Raw genomic sequence first — 14,459 nt, 5'->3', positions numbered from 1 at the left:
ATGCCGCAGCACGGACTAATACGGATATCGCGGTCGATTTACCCCGTGCGATTCACTGCACCGAAACGGTTTTTGTCCAAGGTCACGCAACCGACGAGCGAACTCCCGGATCGCCACACATCATGACTTCGGAACTGTCCGCACTCGCCGTGCGAGGGTTAACCAAGCGTTTTGACCGCCCGGCGGTCGACGCGCTCGATCTCACCGTCCGTGCCGGTGAATTCTATGCGCTGCTCGGGCCGAACGGCGCCGGCAAGACCACGACGTTGCGCATGGTGGCAGGGCTGTTGCGGCCCGATGCCGGCACGGTGTCGATCTTCGGCATCGACGCACTGGCCGACCCGGTTTCAGCCAAGCAGATCATGGCCTGGGTGTCCGACGAGCCGATGATCTACGACAAGCTGACGCCGCTGGAATATCTCGAATTCGTCGCCGGCCTGTGGGGCATCGATCCCCGCACGTCGGAGCAGTCGGCGCGCAAGCTCCTGGTGTCGCTCGGGCTCGAGCTGCATCTCAACGAGCGCTGCGAGGGCTTCTCCAAGGGCATGCGTCAGAAGGTGGCGCTCGCCGGCGCGCTGGTGCACGATCCCCGCCTGATCATTCTCGACGAACCGCTGACCGGCCTCGACGCGCTGTCGGCGCGTCACGTCAAGGGGCTGCTGCAGGAGCGCGTCCGCGCCGGCTGCACCGTGATCATGACAACCCACATTCTCGAGGTCGCCGAGCGCATGGCCGACCGCATCGGCGTCATCGCGGCCGGCAGGCTGATCGCCGAGGGCACGCTGGCCGAGCTGCGCGCGCGGAACGGCAGCAACGACACCACGCTCGAGGACATGTTCATCGCGCTGGTCGATACCGAGGCGGCCGCCGCGTGAGCTCGACCGCCCATCTCGCCTGGTTCGCCCGCCACGAATTCCGCCTGGCCTGGCGCGAATGGCTGGCGATGATGACCGGCGGTCGGCGCCGGCGCAATCGCGCCGTGATCGGCCTCTTGATCTTCGCGGCGATCCTGCATCTGCCGGCCTATGCCGTGGTCGCCCGCTATGTCGACCTGCGGTTTCCGCTCGATCCGTCCTCGCTGATCGTGCTGACCGCGACGATCTTCCTGGCCTGGGCGCTGATGCTGTCGCAGGCGATCGAGTCGGTGACGCGGGTGTTCTACGCCCGCGCCGATCTCGATTTGATCATGTCGTCGCCGGCCAAGCTCACCAACATCTTCTCGATCCGGATCGCGGCGATCGCGCTGACGGTGAGCAGCATGGCACTGCTGCTGTCGACGCCGTTCATCGACGTGCTGGTGTATCTCGGCGGTGCGCGCTGGCTTGCCGGCTTCGGCGTCGTGCTCGCGATCGGGCTGTCGGCGGCTGCCGCGGCGATCGCCGTCACAGCGTTGCTGTTTCGCCTGATCGGGCCGGGCCGGACGCGGCTGGTGGCACAGATCGTCTCCGCCGTCATCGGCGCCGGCTTCGTCATCGCGCTCCAGGTCGTCGCCGTGCTGTCCTACGGCACGCTGTCGCGCTTTGCCTTTCTGACTTCGGAAACCGCAGCACGCATTGCCCCGGGCCCCGACAGCCTCGTCTGGTGGCCGGCCCGCGCATCGCTCGGCGATTTCGAAATTATGATGCTGCTGCTCGCCGCAGCGCTCGTGCTGCTCGGCGTCGTGATGGCGGTGTTCGCGCCGCGGTTTGCCGACACCGTCGCGCGCGTCGCCGCCAATCCGGCCGCGGTCACGCAAGGACGGGCACGCGCGTTCCGGACCGGCTCGCGGCAGCAGGCGCTGCGGCGCAAGGAGCTCCTGCTGCTGCGCCGCGATCCCTGGCTGCTGTCGCAGAGCCTGATGCAGATGCTCTATCTGCTGCCGCCGGCGCTGATGCTGTGGCGGAGCTTCTCCGGCACGTCGACCGCGATCGTGCTGATCACGCCTGTCATTGTGATGGCCGCAGGCCAGCTCGCCGGGGGACTCGCCTGGCTGACCATCTCGGGCGAGGATGCGCCCGATCTGGTGGCAACCGCGCCACTGCCGCCGTCGCGCGTGACCCGCGCCAAGGTCGAGGTGGTGCTGATCGCGATCGCCACGGTTTTCGCGCCGCTGGTGGCCGCGCTGGCCTTCGCCTCGCCGGGGCAAGCGGTGGTCACGGCGATCGCGATCATCATCGCGACGGCATCCGCCGCCGCGGTCCAGCTCTGGTTCCGCGCGCAGGCCAAGCGCAGCCAGTTCCGCCGGCGTCAGACCTCCTCCCGCATCGCCACCTTCGCGGAAGCCTTCTCCTCGATCGGCTGGGCCGCAACCGCGGCGTTGGCCCTGACGATCCCGGCGGCCTCGCTCATCAGCGGCAGTCTGACGCTGCTGACGCTCGCCACCGCCTGGAAGATCAGCCCGCGGCGCGCGTAAGAGTTAGCCCTTCACCAGTTCCATCACCGCCGCGGCAAACGCCTCCGGCGCTTCCTGCGGCAGATTGTGGCCGGCGCCCGGGATCACCCGATAGGCGCGGCGGGCCGTGTACTTGGCCGCGCTGGCGCTGCCGTCGCCGGCGGCCGTAACCCCGTCGGCGCCGCCGTCGAGCGTGATGGTGGGGACCGTAATCACCGGCAGCGCGTCCAGCCGCCGCTGCACCTCCGCATAGCGCGGATCTCCAGCGACGACGCCGTAGCGATGCCGGTAGCTGTGGATCACCACGTCGACATAATCGGGATTGTCGAATGCGACCGAGGTGCGCTCGAAGCAGGCATCGTCGAACGCCCAGCTCGGCGACCATTGCGACCACAATAGCTTCGCGATGCCGCGCCGGTTGGCGGCGAGCCCGGCGCGCCCCCGCTCGAGCTGGAAGTAATACTGATACCAGAGCGGCACCTCGCGCTCCGGCCGCGCCGGCACCATCGCATGCGCGATGTCCTGGATCATGTAGCCATTGGTGCAGATCAGCCCGATGCATCGTTCCGGCCACAGCGCCGCACCGATCGAGGCGGCGCGGCCGCCCCAGTCGTAGCCGGCGAATACCGCGCGCTTGATGTCGAGCGCATCCATCAGCGCCATCAGGTCGGCACCGACCGCAGCCTGCTCGCCCGAGCGTGGCGTCGCCTTGTCGCGGAACACCGTCGGGCCGTAGCCGCGCAGATAGGGCACGATGACCCGGCAACCCTCCGCCGCCAGCAGCGGGGCGACGTCCACATAGGAATGGATATCGTAGGGAAAGCCGTGCATCAGCATCACGGCCGGCCCGTCGGCCGGGCCCGCCTCGTAATAGGCGATGTCGAGCACGCCTGCGTCGACATGGCGCAATGGCTCGAGCCGTTTGGTCGATGACGCGCGCGGCGCGTAGCTGTGCTCAGTCACGCAGAACTCCCTGATCGCTGTGATCATGCGCGGCATAGTAGCGTGTCCCCACGCAAGAATCGCCCGGATCGTATTGCAGCCAGCGCCGTGGAGCGATGCGCCGGCCTCATCATGACGGCGCGCCGATTGCGCGATAGTCTGACGTCGGCGGATATTGCCGCGGATGGAACAGCCCATGCTGAGATTGCTTGCCGCACTCGCCTTGCTGGGAACGCTGACCAGTCACGCATTTGCGCAGGACGCCCAGCGCAGCGAATGCCTGGCGATGGCCAATGCACCGCCACGCGCCGTCCCGGTGAACTACCGGCGCGTCGCCGCTAAAACGGACGAGGTCGCGATCACTTATGCCGGCCATTCCACCTACTACATCGACACGCCTGGCGGCATCCGGATCGCGACCGACTACAACGGCGTCTATCAAACCGGGCGGCTGCCCGACGTCGCGACCATGAACCGGGCGCACGCGACGCATTACACGCTGTTTCCCGACCCGAAGATTCCCCACGTGCTGCATGGCTGGGGCGAGAACGGCCAGGCCGCGCATTACGGGATGCGGATCGGCGACGTCTATATCCGCAACGTCACCACAGACATCCGCCGCTACTGGGGCGAAGACTCCGGCGGCGAGATGATCAAGGATGGCAACTCGATCTTCATCTTCGAGGTCGCCGGCCTCTGTATCGGCCATCTCGGCCACCTCCACGTCAAGCTCGACGACAGCCAGTTTGCCGCGATCGGCCGTCTCGACATCGTGATGGTGCCGATCGACGGCACCTATACGATGTCGCTCGACGGCATCTCCGAGATCACCAGGCGCTTGCGCTCAGCCGTCGTGCTGCCGATGCACCGCTTCGCGACCCCGCTCGACGAGTTCATGCGCCTGATCGGCCAGCAATTCGAGATCGACCGCCGCGGCGGCGAGCGCACCTTGCGGATTTCACGCAACACGCTGCCGGCGACGCCGACGGTGATCATCCTCGACGGGGTGTAAGGCGCAAACGCCATCATTCCGCCGCCGCCTGCATGCGCTGGTAGTGCCGGCGCGATTTGGCGAGATTGCCGCAATCGCCCATCGAGCACCATCGCCGGTTCTGGGCACGGCTCTCGTCGACGAACAGCCAGCCGCAGCCCCGCTCATCCTGGCACTGCTTCACCCTCTCCGCACGGGCCCCGGTCAGGAGGCTCACGGCCGACCATGCGATCGGCTTGAGCAGCATCTCGGGCGCAACTTTCTCGGCTGTCGGCAGCCAACGCAGCGTGTCGCCGACAGACCCCAGCGTCACGCCGCCCAGTGCAGCTTCGATGCATCGGTTGAGATCGGCCAGCGCCGCCGGATCGATCCGGCCGCCTCCGATGCGGGCAATAAAGATCGTGTAGAGCGCCTCGCGCAGGTCACGGGCGGCTTTCAGAAAGGTATCTGCCTCGTGCGGTGAGGATTTCCATCGTGCCCTGAGCTGCGCGACCAAACGGCGGTCTGCCAGTCCGGCGGCGGCGAACCATTTCAGCGCGGAATCAGGGGTGGCGATCCGATCTTCAGCCGGATCGCGCAGACGCCACGCGACGGTATTCACGAACTGGATGCTGAGCTCTTCCCGAGCCAGCGTCTCTGGCGAAGGAACACGCGACATGATCGGGCGACTCCTCAGGAACGGATAACCCCTTAATCGGTTGGGTTGGACAACCTGTTAAGTGGTTAGAATCTAACCCGGGAGCCAACCATGTCCAAGCGACTTTTGATGGTCGGCGCGTTCGCCGCCATCTATCTGCTTTGGGGTTCCACCTACCTGGCGATCGCGCTCGGCTTGAAGACGATCCCCCCGTTCCTGCTGATGGGCCTTCGTTCGCTTGGCGGCGGTGTGATCCTGATCGCGCTGAACGGGGCTGAGGTCATGCACGTGTCGCGATGGCGCTGGCTGACTGCATCGCTCTGTGGCGTGTTCTTCGTCGGTTGCCACGGCGTTCTCGCCCATGCCCAGCAATCGGTTCCGTCCGGCATCGCCGCAATCGTGCTGGCCACGATTCCGTTCTGGGTGCTGCTCATCGATTTCCTGTATCCGCAAAGCCGGCGCCCCAGGGCGATGACGCTGGCCGCATTGCTGCCCGGCCTTGCCGGTGTGGGAATCGTGGCCTGGGAGTCGGCCGGACGAGGCGACTTCAACGTCATTCCCCTCCTGCTGCTGCTCGGTGCGGCGCTCTCCTGGGCGGTGGGCACGGTGCTGTCGCGCCGGACAACGGATCACGGCTCGCCAATCTTGTCGTCAGGCATGCAGCTGTCGATCGGCGGCGTGGTCCTGCTTGCGATCAGTCTTGCGTCCGGCGAATTGGAGGGCTTCTCGCCGCGGAACATTTCGACGGCCTCGCTCGCAGCCGTGATCTATCTCGCCATCGCCGGAAGCGTCATCGGTTTCACGGCGTTTCACTGGCTGCTCGACAATGTGTCGACGTTCATGGTCTCGACCTACATCTTCGTCAATCCGATCATCGCCGTGCTGCTCGGTACGCTGGTGCTCGGCGAACCATTTTCCGTCACGATGCTGCTCGGCGCGCTCCTTGTGATCGCCTCGATCATCATCACTTGGCGAGCCGAGCAGGCATCGCCGGCGCTGGCGAAACCGCCTCGGTCGACGATCTGGTCGCGATCGGCGCTGCGGTCGGGCTGACGGCACATTCGCAGGCGGTGGTTTGACGCGCGCCGGCCCCCCTCGTTATCCTTCCCGCAGCCGACCTCGGATCGGCGGCCGACAAGAGCAAGAACAGGGAGCATCATCCATGGCCAGCACTCTGCCCGCCTCTGCGAGCGGGCTTTATGCCAATCCGCGCGAAGACTGGCTCGCCCAATACACAGAAGAGATCATCGACCCGGCCCGCCCGATCGTCGATCCGCACCATCATCTCTGGGACCGCGGGGGATTGCGTTACCTGATCGAGGAGATGCGCGACGACATCGCCTCGGGCCACAACATCGTCGCGACCGTCTATGTCGATTGCCGGTCGATGTATCGCGCCGACGGGCCGGAGGCGTTCCGCCCGGTCGGCGAGGTCGAGTTCGCCAATGGCGTCGCGGCGATGGCAGCGAGCGGTGGCTACGGCAAGGCGGCGATCTGCGCCGGCATCGTCAGCCACGTTAACCTTTTGATCGGCGACCAGGCCAAGGCGGTGCTGGAGGCTGAGATTGCAGCGGGCAACGGCCGGTTCCGCGGCATCCGCCACTCCTCGGCCTGGGACGAGGACCCCAACGTCGCCCACATGTATGCCAACCGTCCGAAAGGCATCTTGCTGGATTCCACCTTTCGTAGGGGGTTCGCCTGCCTGGCGCCGCTCGGCCTCAGCTTCGATGCCTGGCTGTTCCACCCGCAGATCGGCGAACTGACCGACCTCGCCCGCGCCTTTCCCGACACAAGGATCGTGCTCGACCATTGCGGCGGACCGGTCGGCATCGGCCGCTTTGCCGGCAAGCGCGAAGAGACCTTTCCGGTCTGGAAGGCGTCGATCCAGGAGATCGCCAAATGCCCGAACGTCGTGGTCAAACTCGGCGGGCTGGCGATGTGCCTGCTCGGCTACGACTTCCACCTCCGCCCCAGGCCGCCCTCGTCGGAGGAACTCGCCGCTGCCTGGCGGCCCTATGTAGAGACCTGCATCGAGGCGTTCGGCCCGAGCCGTTGCATGTTCGAAAGCAACTTCCCACCTGACAAGGGACAGTGCAGCTATCAGGTGATCTTCAACACCTTTAAACGGCTTGCATCACAATATAGCGAAGCCGAGAAGACGGCGTTGTTCTTGAAGACGGCAAAGGATGTTTATCGGCTCGATATCGGGTAAGCTCTCGACTCATGGATGACAGCATCACCATCCGGCCGCTTCGTGAGGCTGATGCGGAAGCGGTGGTCGAACTTTACGCAAAGGCGGCTGCGGTGGAACCGCGGCTGGGCCCAGTCACGTTGCCGCAGTGGGAGCAGTTCTTGAAACTGCCGCAGAACCGTAGCGGCCGCGACTTCCGCATTGCCGAGCGGAACGGCCGGCTCCTCGGCCTCGCTGAGTCATCGTTGCGCGTTCAGGGCGCGCATCATTCCCGGTTCCTCAAGATCGTTGTCGCACCCGAGATGCGGCGCCGCCGGATTGGTCTTGCGCTGTTCGACGAGGTGCTTGCGATCGACACCAGTCCAGATATCACGGTCCAGACGCTGGTGAGCGGCGACTGGCCGGCGGGAATGGCTTTCGTCGCCGCCTTCGGCTTTGTTCATCTTGAGTCAGAGATCGGGATGAAATGCGTCGAGCCGTTGCAGCCGGCGCGCACACTCGCGGCGGCCCGCGCCACCATCGAGCAGGTCAGCGACGTCACCGCCTGCGCCGGCGAGGTCGCTCGCATCCACAACGCCGCCTATGCCTCGGACGCCGCGTTTCGCCGCTATTCACCGGAGGAGATGGCGCAGGTCCTGACCGAGAGCGAAGTCTGGATCGCGTCGGAGGATGGCCAGATGTCGGGCTTCTGCCTGACCGAGCCGGAGCGGAACTCGATGTGGATCGAGTCGGTCGCCGTCGACCCAGCACGGCAGGGACGCGGGCTCGGCCAGCTCTTGGTCTATCGCGTGCTGGCCGCACACGACGTGTCGGTCGAGCATCCCTGCTGGCTCAACGTCTCGAGCCGCAATGCGCCCGCGCTGAAGATCTACCGCCGGCTCGGCTTCCGGCCCCAGCACGAGACCTGCCGCTTCAGCGCGCTGCGCGGCGAGCTGATCGCCGCGCGGGAGCGGCGGTTTCAATAGCGCCCTGGATACAATCCATCCCCGTCACCCCCGCGCAACGGCTTTGCCGTTGTCGCTGGAGGTGCGAGCGGAGCGAGCCTCGAAGGGCGAACGGCCGGGATTTCTCGCCGCACGCAATACCCGGGCCGTCCATCCTTCGGGACTTACAAGGATGACGGATTGAGTTGGGTACAATGAATTGGCTGCGCCTTACGCCCACTCGCCCTTGCGGAACACCGGCACGCTGCGGCCGTCGGCATGGATGCCGTCGATATCGGTGTGGGCCGAGCCGATCATCCAGTCGATATGGATCAGGCTCTTGTTGCCGCCCTGCTCGGCGATCTGCTGCGGCGTCAGCCTGTCGCCGTTGACGAAGCATTTGGAGTAGCACTGGCCGAGCGCGATGTGCGAGGCGGCGTTCTCGTCGAACAGCGTGTTGAAGAACAACAGCCCGCTCTTCGAGATCGGCGAGGAGTGCGGCACCAGCGCGACCTCGCCGAGGCGGCGCGCGCCCTCGTCGGTGTCGAGCACCTTCTTCAAGACTTCCTCGCCGCGCGAGGCCTGGGCCTCGACGATGCGGCCTTCCTCGAACTTGACCGAAATGTTGTCGATCAGCGTGCCCTGATAGGACAGCGGCTTGGAGCTGACGACATGGCCCGAGACGCGGCGGCAGTGCGGCGTGGTGAAGACTTCCTCGGTCGGGATGTTGGCATTGCAGACGATGCCGTTCTTGGCGGTCGACGCGCCGCCCTCCCATTCGTGACCGTCGGCAAGCCCGATCGTAAGATCCATTCCGGGACCGGAATATTTCAATGCGTGGAAGCGCTGGCCGTTCAGCCATTCGGTACGCTCGCGCAGCCTGGCATTGTGCCTTTCCCAGTTGGCGACGGCGCCATCCTGATCGACCCGGGACGCGGAGAAGATCGCATCCGCGAGCTTGGCCACCGCGACATCCTCGGCATCGTCGGGGAATACCTGCTTCGCCCACGACGTGCTGGGATAGGCGATGATGTTCCAGTTGGTGTCGAAATTGACGATCTTCTCCAGCGCCGGCTGGTAGGCGATCGAATTGGCCTTGCTGGCGCGCGCCACCTTGGTCGGGTCTTCGCCCGACAGCAGCATCGGATTGTCGCCGACGATCGCAAGCCGCGCGGTATTGGCGCCGAACGCCTTGGCCATGCCCTCGTAGAGCCAGCTCGCGGCACGATCGAAGCTCGCATCGTTGGCGTAGCGATAGCGCGCCAGCGTGAGCTCCTCGTCCGAGAAGAACGGAGTCACGAGACCCGCGCCGGCCTTGTAGGCGTGCTCCGCCACCCGCCGCACCAGCGGCATGGCCGCGGAAGGCGCCGTCAGCAGCAAATCCTGCCCCGCCTGCAGTTGCAGGCCGACCTTGATCGCGACTTCGGCGAGCCGATCGAGTTTTACAGGATCAATCGAGGCGGAAAGGTTGCGTTGGTGTGCGGTCATGAAGCGTCCGGCTGTGTCGTTTGAGGGGTTTTGAGGATTCGTAGTCCAATTCGATCCGCGTTCGCAAGGTTCCCGGCCGCAGCGCCCGATCACGCGACGGCGAGCAATTGCCGCGAATTTTACCGCTTCACTGAGGCCAGCACCCGGTCGACCATCTCGGGCGCGAGGCCGAGATAGTTTTTCGGCGCGGTGAGACGGTCGATCGTCGCCCGATCGATCCGGCTCGCGACGCGATCATCCGCCGCCAGCGCCTCGGCCAGCGTCAAGTCCTTGTCGTTGGCGACCCGGCAGGCGTCGTAGACCACATCATGCGCCTCCTGCCGGCCGATCGCCGGCGCAAGGCCCATCATCACGGCTTCGGCAACGATCAGCCCGCGGCTGATGTCGAGATTGGCGGCCATTCGCTTCTCGTCGACGATCAGGCCGCCAAGCGCGAATCTCGCCTGATGCAGCGCGCCGGCGGTCAGCACGAAGCTTTCCGGGATCGCCATCCACTCGGCGTGCCACGGGCCGGTCGCCCGCTCGAAATCCTGCACCATCGCATCCAGCATCAGGCCGGCGTGCTGGCGCACCGCCTTGGCGGCGGCGAGCATCAGCTCCGACGAGATCGGGTTGCGTTTCTGCGGCATGGTCGAGGAGGCGCCGCGCCCCTTCACGAAGGGTTCGTAGACTTCTCCGAACTCGGTCGAGGCCATGATCATGATGTCGAGCGCGATCTTGCCGAGCGTTCCCGTGACCAATGCGAGGAAATTCACCGCTTCCGCCAGACCGTCACGCGCGACATGCCAGGTCGAGACCGGAACGCCGAGGCCAAGCTCCTCGCACACCGCGTTCTGGACCTCGAAGCCCTTGTCGCCAAGCGAGGCCAGCGTGCCGGCGGCGCCGGCGAACTGGCCGACCAGTACGCGCGGCTTCAGCTCGGCGAGCCGCGCGGCGTGGCGATCGAAGGCGGCGAGCCAGATCGCGGTCTTGTAGCCGAAGGTCACCGGCAGCGCCTGCTGCAGATGGGTGCGGCCGGCCATCGGCGTGTCGCGGTATCTTTGCGAGAGGTCGGCGAGGATGCCGCGCAATGCAGTGATGTCATCCTCGATGATCGCAAGGCCATCGCGCAATTGCAGCACCACGGCAGTGTCCATGATGTCCTGCGTTGTGGCGCCCCAATGGACATAGCGGCCGGCCTCGCCGCACTGCTTCGCCATCTGATGCACCAGCGGCAGGATCGGGTAGCCGACCACATCGGTCTCCTGCCGCAGCAGATCGAAATCGAACGCGGTGACATCGGTGCGTCTTGCGATCTCCGCGGCCGCTTCCGCAGGGATCACGCCGCAGCGCGCTTCGGCCTTTGCAAGCGCGACTTCGACCTCGGCATAGCGCTGCAGCAGCCGCAGGTCGGAAAACACCTCGCGCATCGCGCGCGTGCCGAAGGCATCGCGAAACAGCACTGAATCGAGCACGGTGGTCGAAGTGGGGAAGCCGGACATGGACGCATCCTGTTGCCGTTCGCAGTCGGCAACGTCCCTATCACGGTGCAGGCCTCTGCCCTAGCCCTCCGCGGGCGCCTCGCCGAACACCTCGGCGGCGATCTTGCTGGTCTCGATCGCGGCCGGAATGCCGCAATACATCGCGACCAGCAGCAGCACGTCCTGCACCTGCGCGGCGGTGCAGCCATTGGCCAGCGCGCCCTTGGCATGGACGCGGAACTCGGTCGGCTTGCTGCTCGCCGCGGTGATGCCAAGCATCACGAGGCTGCGGACCTGGTCCGACAGCCCGGAGCGCTCCCAGACGTCGCCATAGACGTAAGCATTGATGATGTCTTGCAGCGGCGTGCCAAAATCGCCTGCGGCCGCCATCCGCTTGGCGACATCGACCTCGCCGAACATCTTCTGGCGCCGGCGCAGTCCGCGCGCATGGAGATCGCTGGTGTCCACCATCGTCGTCTGGCTCCCCTGTATGGGCTATTTATACGGATAAATATGCCACATCTCAATATTTCAGAGCGCGATTGCCTTGCACTTCCGGCATATTTGTCCGTATAAATTTGACCAAGCAAAAACGGAGGGACCGGGATGAAGTTACGGCTGGGGCTGCTCGTCGTCCTGCTCGCGGTGCTTCCGGTCCTGCCGGCGTTCGCCGCGACCGATTTCCCGCAACGGCCGCTCAGGATCATCGTGCCCTTCCCGGCGGGCGCCGGCCCCGACAATGTCGCGCGGCTGGTCGGCCAGCATCTGCAGGACGCGTTCGGCCAGACCGTGCTGATCGAGAACCGCGCCGGCGCGCTCGGCAGCATCGGCGCCCAGGAAGTCGCCCGCAGCGCGCCCGACGGCTACACGCTGTTGATGGGCACCAACACCACCCATGCCAGCAATGTCGCGACACTGAAGAGCCTGCCCTACGACCCCGTGAGGGATTTCGCGCCCGTGATCCGTACAACGACCACGGCGATGGTGCTGCTGGTCAACCCCAAGCTTGCGGCCAGCGACCTCACGCAGTTCCTTGCCTACGCGAAGGCCACGCCCAATCTGACCGCGGGCTACGGCTCCGGTGCATCGCAGATCTCGATCGCGCAGCTGCAGTCGCGCGGCGGCCTGTCGCTGATCGCAGCCTCCTACCGCGGCGTGCCGCAGGCGATGACCGATGTGATGGCGGGCGTGATCGACCTGACCTTCGGCGATTTCTCGGTTGCGATCCCGCAGATGCAGGGCGGCACCTTGCGCGGCCTCGCCGTGACATCTGCAACCCGCAACGAACTGACGCCCGGCCTGCCCGCGCTCTCCGAAGCGATGCCCGGCTTCGAGGCCACCATCTGGTACGGGCTGTTCGCACCGGCCGGCACGCCGGAACCGATCGTCAACAAGATCTACGCCGAGTGCGCGAGGTACCTCGCGATGCCGGAGACCAGGAAGAAGCTTGCCGATGTCGGCGTGATCGTGGCGCCGCTGGCGCCGGCCGAGTTCGGCGCCTTCGTCAGGAGCGAGGTCGTGCGCTGGTCGGCGGAGGTCAGGGCGGCCGGCATCCAGCCGCAATAGCGCGAAGCGGCGTCGCATCATGGCTCGCGAGACACCTGTCGGAATGATCGGCCTGGGGCTGATGGGATCGGCGCTGTCCGCGCGGCTGATCGATGCCGGCGTCGGGGTGATCGGCTTCGACGCCGATGCGGCGAAGACGGATGGGTTGAGAACCAGCGGCGCCGAGTTCGCAGCCTTCGCCGCTGACGTGGCGGCGCGATGCCGGACCATCGTCATCGCGGTGTATGACGCGGCTCAGGTCACCGGCTTGCTGCCGGACCTTGCGAACGCGAGAGTGCCGCCGCTCGTCATCTGCACCACCACCTGCGCACCGGGCGAGATCACTGACATCGCCGAATTCGCCGCACGCGCGCGCCTCGCCTTCATCGAAGCGCCGATCTCGGGCACCAGCGCCGAGGTCCGCGCCGGCACGGCCACCGCGCTGGTCGCCGGCGATCGCGACGTCATCGCAGCCGCCGCGGCGACGCTCGACATCCTCTGCCCGCAGCGGATCAACGTCGGCGCGATCGGCAATGCCAGCCGCACCAAGCTTGCCATCAACCTGATCCTGCAGAACAACCGCGCCGCGCTCGCCGAGGGCATCGCCTTTGCCGAAAGCCTCGGCCTCGACGGCGCGAGCTTCCTTGCGACCGCACGGCAATCGGCGGCATATTCCAGAGTGATGGACAGCAAGGGACCGAAGATGCTGGCGCGGGATTTCGCGCCGCAATCGCACATCGCGCAGACCCTGAAGGACGCCGAGCTGATCCTGCAGGAGGCCGGCCGGCACGGCCTGTCTCTGCCGCTGACCTCGGCGCAGGCCGAGCTGCTGCGCGCGGCGATCGCGCTGCAGGGCCCGGACAGCGACAGCGCCGCAGTGATCGAGGCGATCCGTGCCGGACGCGACCAGGACAAGGAACACTCATGATCAATTGTGCCATCGCCGGCCTCGGGCGCTGGGGCCGCGCGCTGGTCGAGGCTGCGCAGGACGAGCCGCGGCTCAGGATCGTCAACGCGGTGGAACCCGACATGGCGGGCGCCGCGAGCTTCTGCGCGGCGCATGGCCTGTCGCCTGCGGCCAGCCTCGAGGCCGTGCTCGCCGACCCCGGCATCGATGCCGTGCTGCTGGCAACACCGCATTCGCTACACCGGAGCCAGGTGATCGCGGCAGCCAGAGCCGGTAAGCAGGTGTTTTGCGAGAAGCCGCTGGCGTTGAGGCGTAGTGATGCGGCCGAGATGTTCGCGGCCTGCCGCGACGCCGGCGTGCTGCTCGCGGTCGGGCATAACCGCCGGTTCTGGCCGTCGATGCAGGCGCTGCGCGCGATTGTCGCCGGCGGCGAGCTCGGTACGATCCTGCATCTCGAGGGCCACAACAGCAACGAGAACTCGCAAGCCGTTACGCAGGGCTGGCGGCTGTCGCCGGAGGAGTCGCCGGGCGGTGGACTGACCGGCGCGGGACTGCATGTGCTCGACGGCTTCGTCAGCCTGCTTGGTCCTGCCCGACAAGTTTATGCCCGGTTGAGTGAACGCGAGGCCGGACCGCCGCCGCTCGACACTGCAACTTTAGCGATTGAATTTGTGAATGGTGTGAGTGCAACCCTTGCTACGGTCCGCGCAACACCGTTCTATTGGCGCGTGCATGTGTTCGGGACGAAGGGATCCGCAGAGGTGCTCGACGAGGGGACGATGGTGCTACGGAAATCCGGCGAGGCACCCGCGACAACGCGTTATGCGGCGGTCAACACGCTCGCCGCGGAACTTGCTGCCTTTGCCGACGCGGTCGAACGCAGACAGCCGTTCCCGGTCCCCGAAGCAGACGTGCTGGCGACACTCGCCGCGTTCGAGGCCGCGTTGCATTCGATGGAGTCTGGACAACCGGTCGCCTGCCATACGGCATACCAGTGATCTGCC

General features: G+C 66.1%; 14 protein-coding genes. 9 read left to right on the top strand and 5 right to left on the bottom strand.

The features are described 5' to 3' along the window. Nucleotides 1-122 precede the first annotated feature (122 nt). Complete coding sequence (locus tag ACVISU_RS23730) at nucleotides 123-875, top strand: ABC transporter ATP-binding protein (protein ID WP_456708489.1); 753 nt, start codon at nucleotides 123-125, stop codon at nucleotides 873-875. Further along, nucleotides 872-2,392: a permease gene (locus tag ACVISU_RS23725; RefSeq protein WP_456708488.1), complete on the top strand. Its 1,521-nt coding sequence runs from the start codon at nucleotides 872-874 to the stop codon at nucleotides 2,390-2,392. The genes ACVISU_RS23730 and ACVISU_RS23725 overlap by 4 nt, the downstream gene beginning before the upstream one ends. Nucleotides 2,393-2,395: 3 nt before the next feature. Here the strand turns inward: ACVISU_RS23725 and ACVISU_RS23720 are convergent, their stop codons facing one another. Then, the gene (locus ACVISU_RS23720) at nucleotides 2,396-3,280 is read right to left on the bottom strand and encodes an alpha/beta fold hydrolase (RefSeq protein WP_456710885.1); all 885 of its coding nucleotides are present in this window, start codon (nucleotides 3,278-3,280) and stop codon (nucleotides 2,396-2,398) included. 229 nt (nucleotides 3,281-3,509) lie between these two features. Between ACVISU_RS23720 and ACVISU_RS23715 the strand changes: the two genes are divergently transcribed. Then, nucleotides 3,510-4,325, top strand: a complete 816-nt coding sequence (locus tag ACVISU_RS23715; RefSeq protein WP_456708487.1) for an MBL fold metallo-hydrolase — start codon at nucleotides 3,510-3,512, stop codon at nucleotides 4,323-4,325. A 13-nt stretch (nucleotides 4,326-4,338) separates the two neighbouring features. Here ACVISU_RS23715 and ACVISU_RS23710 read toward each other — a convergent pair whose 3' ends face one another. Further along, the gene (locus tag ACVISU_RS23710) at nucleotides 4,339-4,962 is read right to left on the bottom strand and encodes a CGNR zinc finger domain-containing protein (protein ID WP_456708486.1); all 624 of its coding nucleotides are present in this window, start codon (nucleotides 4,960-4,962) and stop codon (nucleotides 4,339-4,341) included. A gap of 90 nt (nucleotides 4,963-5,052) precedes the next feature. Here ACVISU_RS23710 and ACVISU_RS23705 point away from each other — a divergent pair, with 90 nt between their 5' ends. From ACVISU_RS23705 to ACVISU_RS23695, 3 genes are all read left to right on the top strand, one after another. After that, entirely contained in the window at nucleotides 5,053-5,994 is a 942-nt protein-coding gene (locus tag ACVISU_RS23705) for an EamA family transporter (RefSeq protein ID WP_456708485.1), read from the top strand. A gap of 109 nt (nucleotides 5,995-6,103) precedes the next feature. Beyond that, the gene (locus ACVISU_RS23700; protein ID WP_050403847.1) at nucleotides 6,104-7,153 is read left to right on the top strand and encodes an amidohydrolase family protein; all 1,050 of its coding nucleotides are present in this window, start codon (nucleotides 6,104-6,106) and stop codon (nucleotides 7,151-7,153) included. Nucleotides 7,154-7,164: 11 nt separating this feature from the next. Continuing rightward, nucleotides 7,165-8,097, top strand: a complete 933-nt coding sequence (locus ACVISU_RS23695; protein WP_050403846.1) for a GNAT family N-acetyltransferase — start codon at nucleotides 7,165-7,167, stop codon at nucleotides 8,095-8,097. A gap of 189 nt (nucleotides 8,098-8,286) precedes the next feature. Here ACVISU_RS23695 and ACVISU_RS23690 read toward each other — a convergent pair whose 3' ends face one another. The 3 genes from ACVISU_RS23690 to ACVISU_RS23680 all read right to left on the bottom strand — a co-directional run bounded on the left by ACVISU_RS23690 (nucleotide 8,287) and on the right by ACVISU_RS23680 (nucleotide 11,474). Continuing rightward, a complete protein-coding gene (locus tag ACVISU_RS23690) occupies nucleotides 8,287-9,543 on the bottom strand; it encodes an aminopeptidase (RefSeq protein WP_456708484.1) in 1,257 nt (418 codons plus the stop codon). 119 nt (nucleotides 9,544-9,662) lie between these two features. Further along, a complete protein-coding gene (locus ACVISU_RS23685; RefSeq protein WP_456708483.1) occupies nucleotides 9,663-11,024 on the bottom strand; it encodes a class-II fumarase/aspartase family protein in 1,362 nt (453 codons plus the stop codon). A gap of 60 nt (nucleotides 11,025-11,084) precedes the next feature. Next, nucleotides 11,085-11,474, bottom strand: a complete 390-nt coding sequence (locus ACVISU_RS23680) for a carboxymuconolactone decarboxylase family protein (RefSeq protein ID WP_456708482.1) — start codon at nucleotides 11,472-11,474, stop codon at nucleotides 11,085-11,087. Nucleotides 11,475-11,609: 135 nt separating this feature from the next. Here ACVISU_RS23680 and ACVISU_RS23675 point away from each other — a divergent pair, with 135 nt between their 5' ends. Genes ACVISU_RS23675 through ACVISU_RS23665 form a run of 3 tightly spaced genes read left to right on the top strand, consistent with a single transcriptional unit; the run spans nucleotide 11,610 to nucleotide 14,453 of the window. Beyond that, complete coding sequence (locus ACVISU_RS23675) at nucleotides 11,610-12,569, top strand: Bug family tripartite tricarboxylate transporter substrate binding protein (RefSeq protein ID WP_456708481.1); 960 nt, start codon at nucleotides 11,610-11,612, stop codon at nucleotides 12,567-12,569. 19 nt (nucleotides 12,570-12,588) lie between these two features. Beyond that, nucleotides 12,589-13,476 carry an NAD(P)-dependent oxidoreductase gene (locus ACVISU_RS23670; protein WP_456708480.1) on the top strand — a complete coding sequence of 296 codons (888 nt, stop codon included), beginning with the start codon at nucleotides 12,589-12,591 and terminating at the stop codon, nucleotides 13,474-13,476. Beyond that, nucleotides 13,473-14,453: a Gfo/Idh/MocA family protein gene (locus ACVISU_RS23665; protein ID WP_456708479.1), complete on the top strand. Its 981-nt coding sequence runs from the start codon at nucleotides 13,473-13,475 to the stop codon at nucleotides 14,451-14,453. The genes ACVISU_RS23670 and ACVISU_RS23665 overlap by 4 nt, the downstream gene beginning before the upstream one ends. Nucleotides 14,454-14,459: the final 6 nt, after the last annotated feature.

It is taken from the genome of Bradyrhizobium sp. USDA 4452, assembly GCF_054063575.1.
This window is presented reverse-complemented; position numbering and strand designations above follow the sequence as displayed.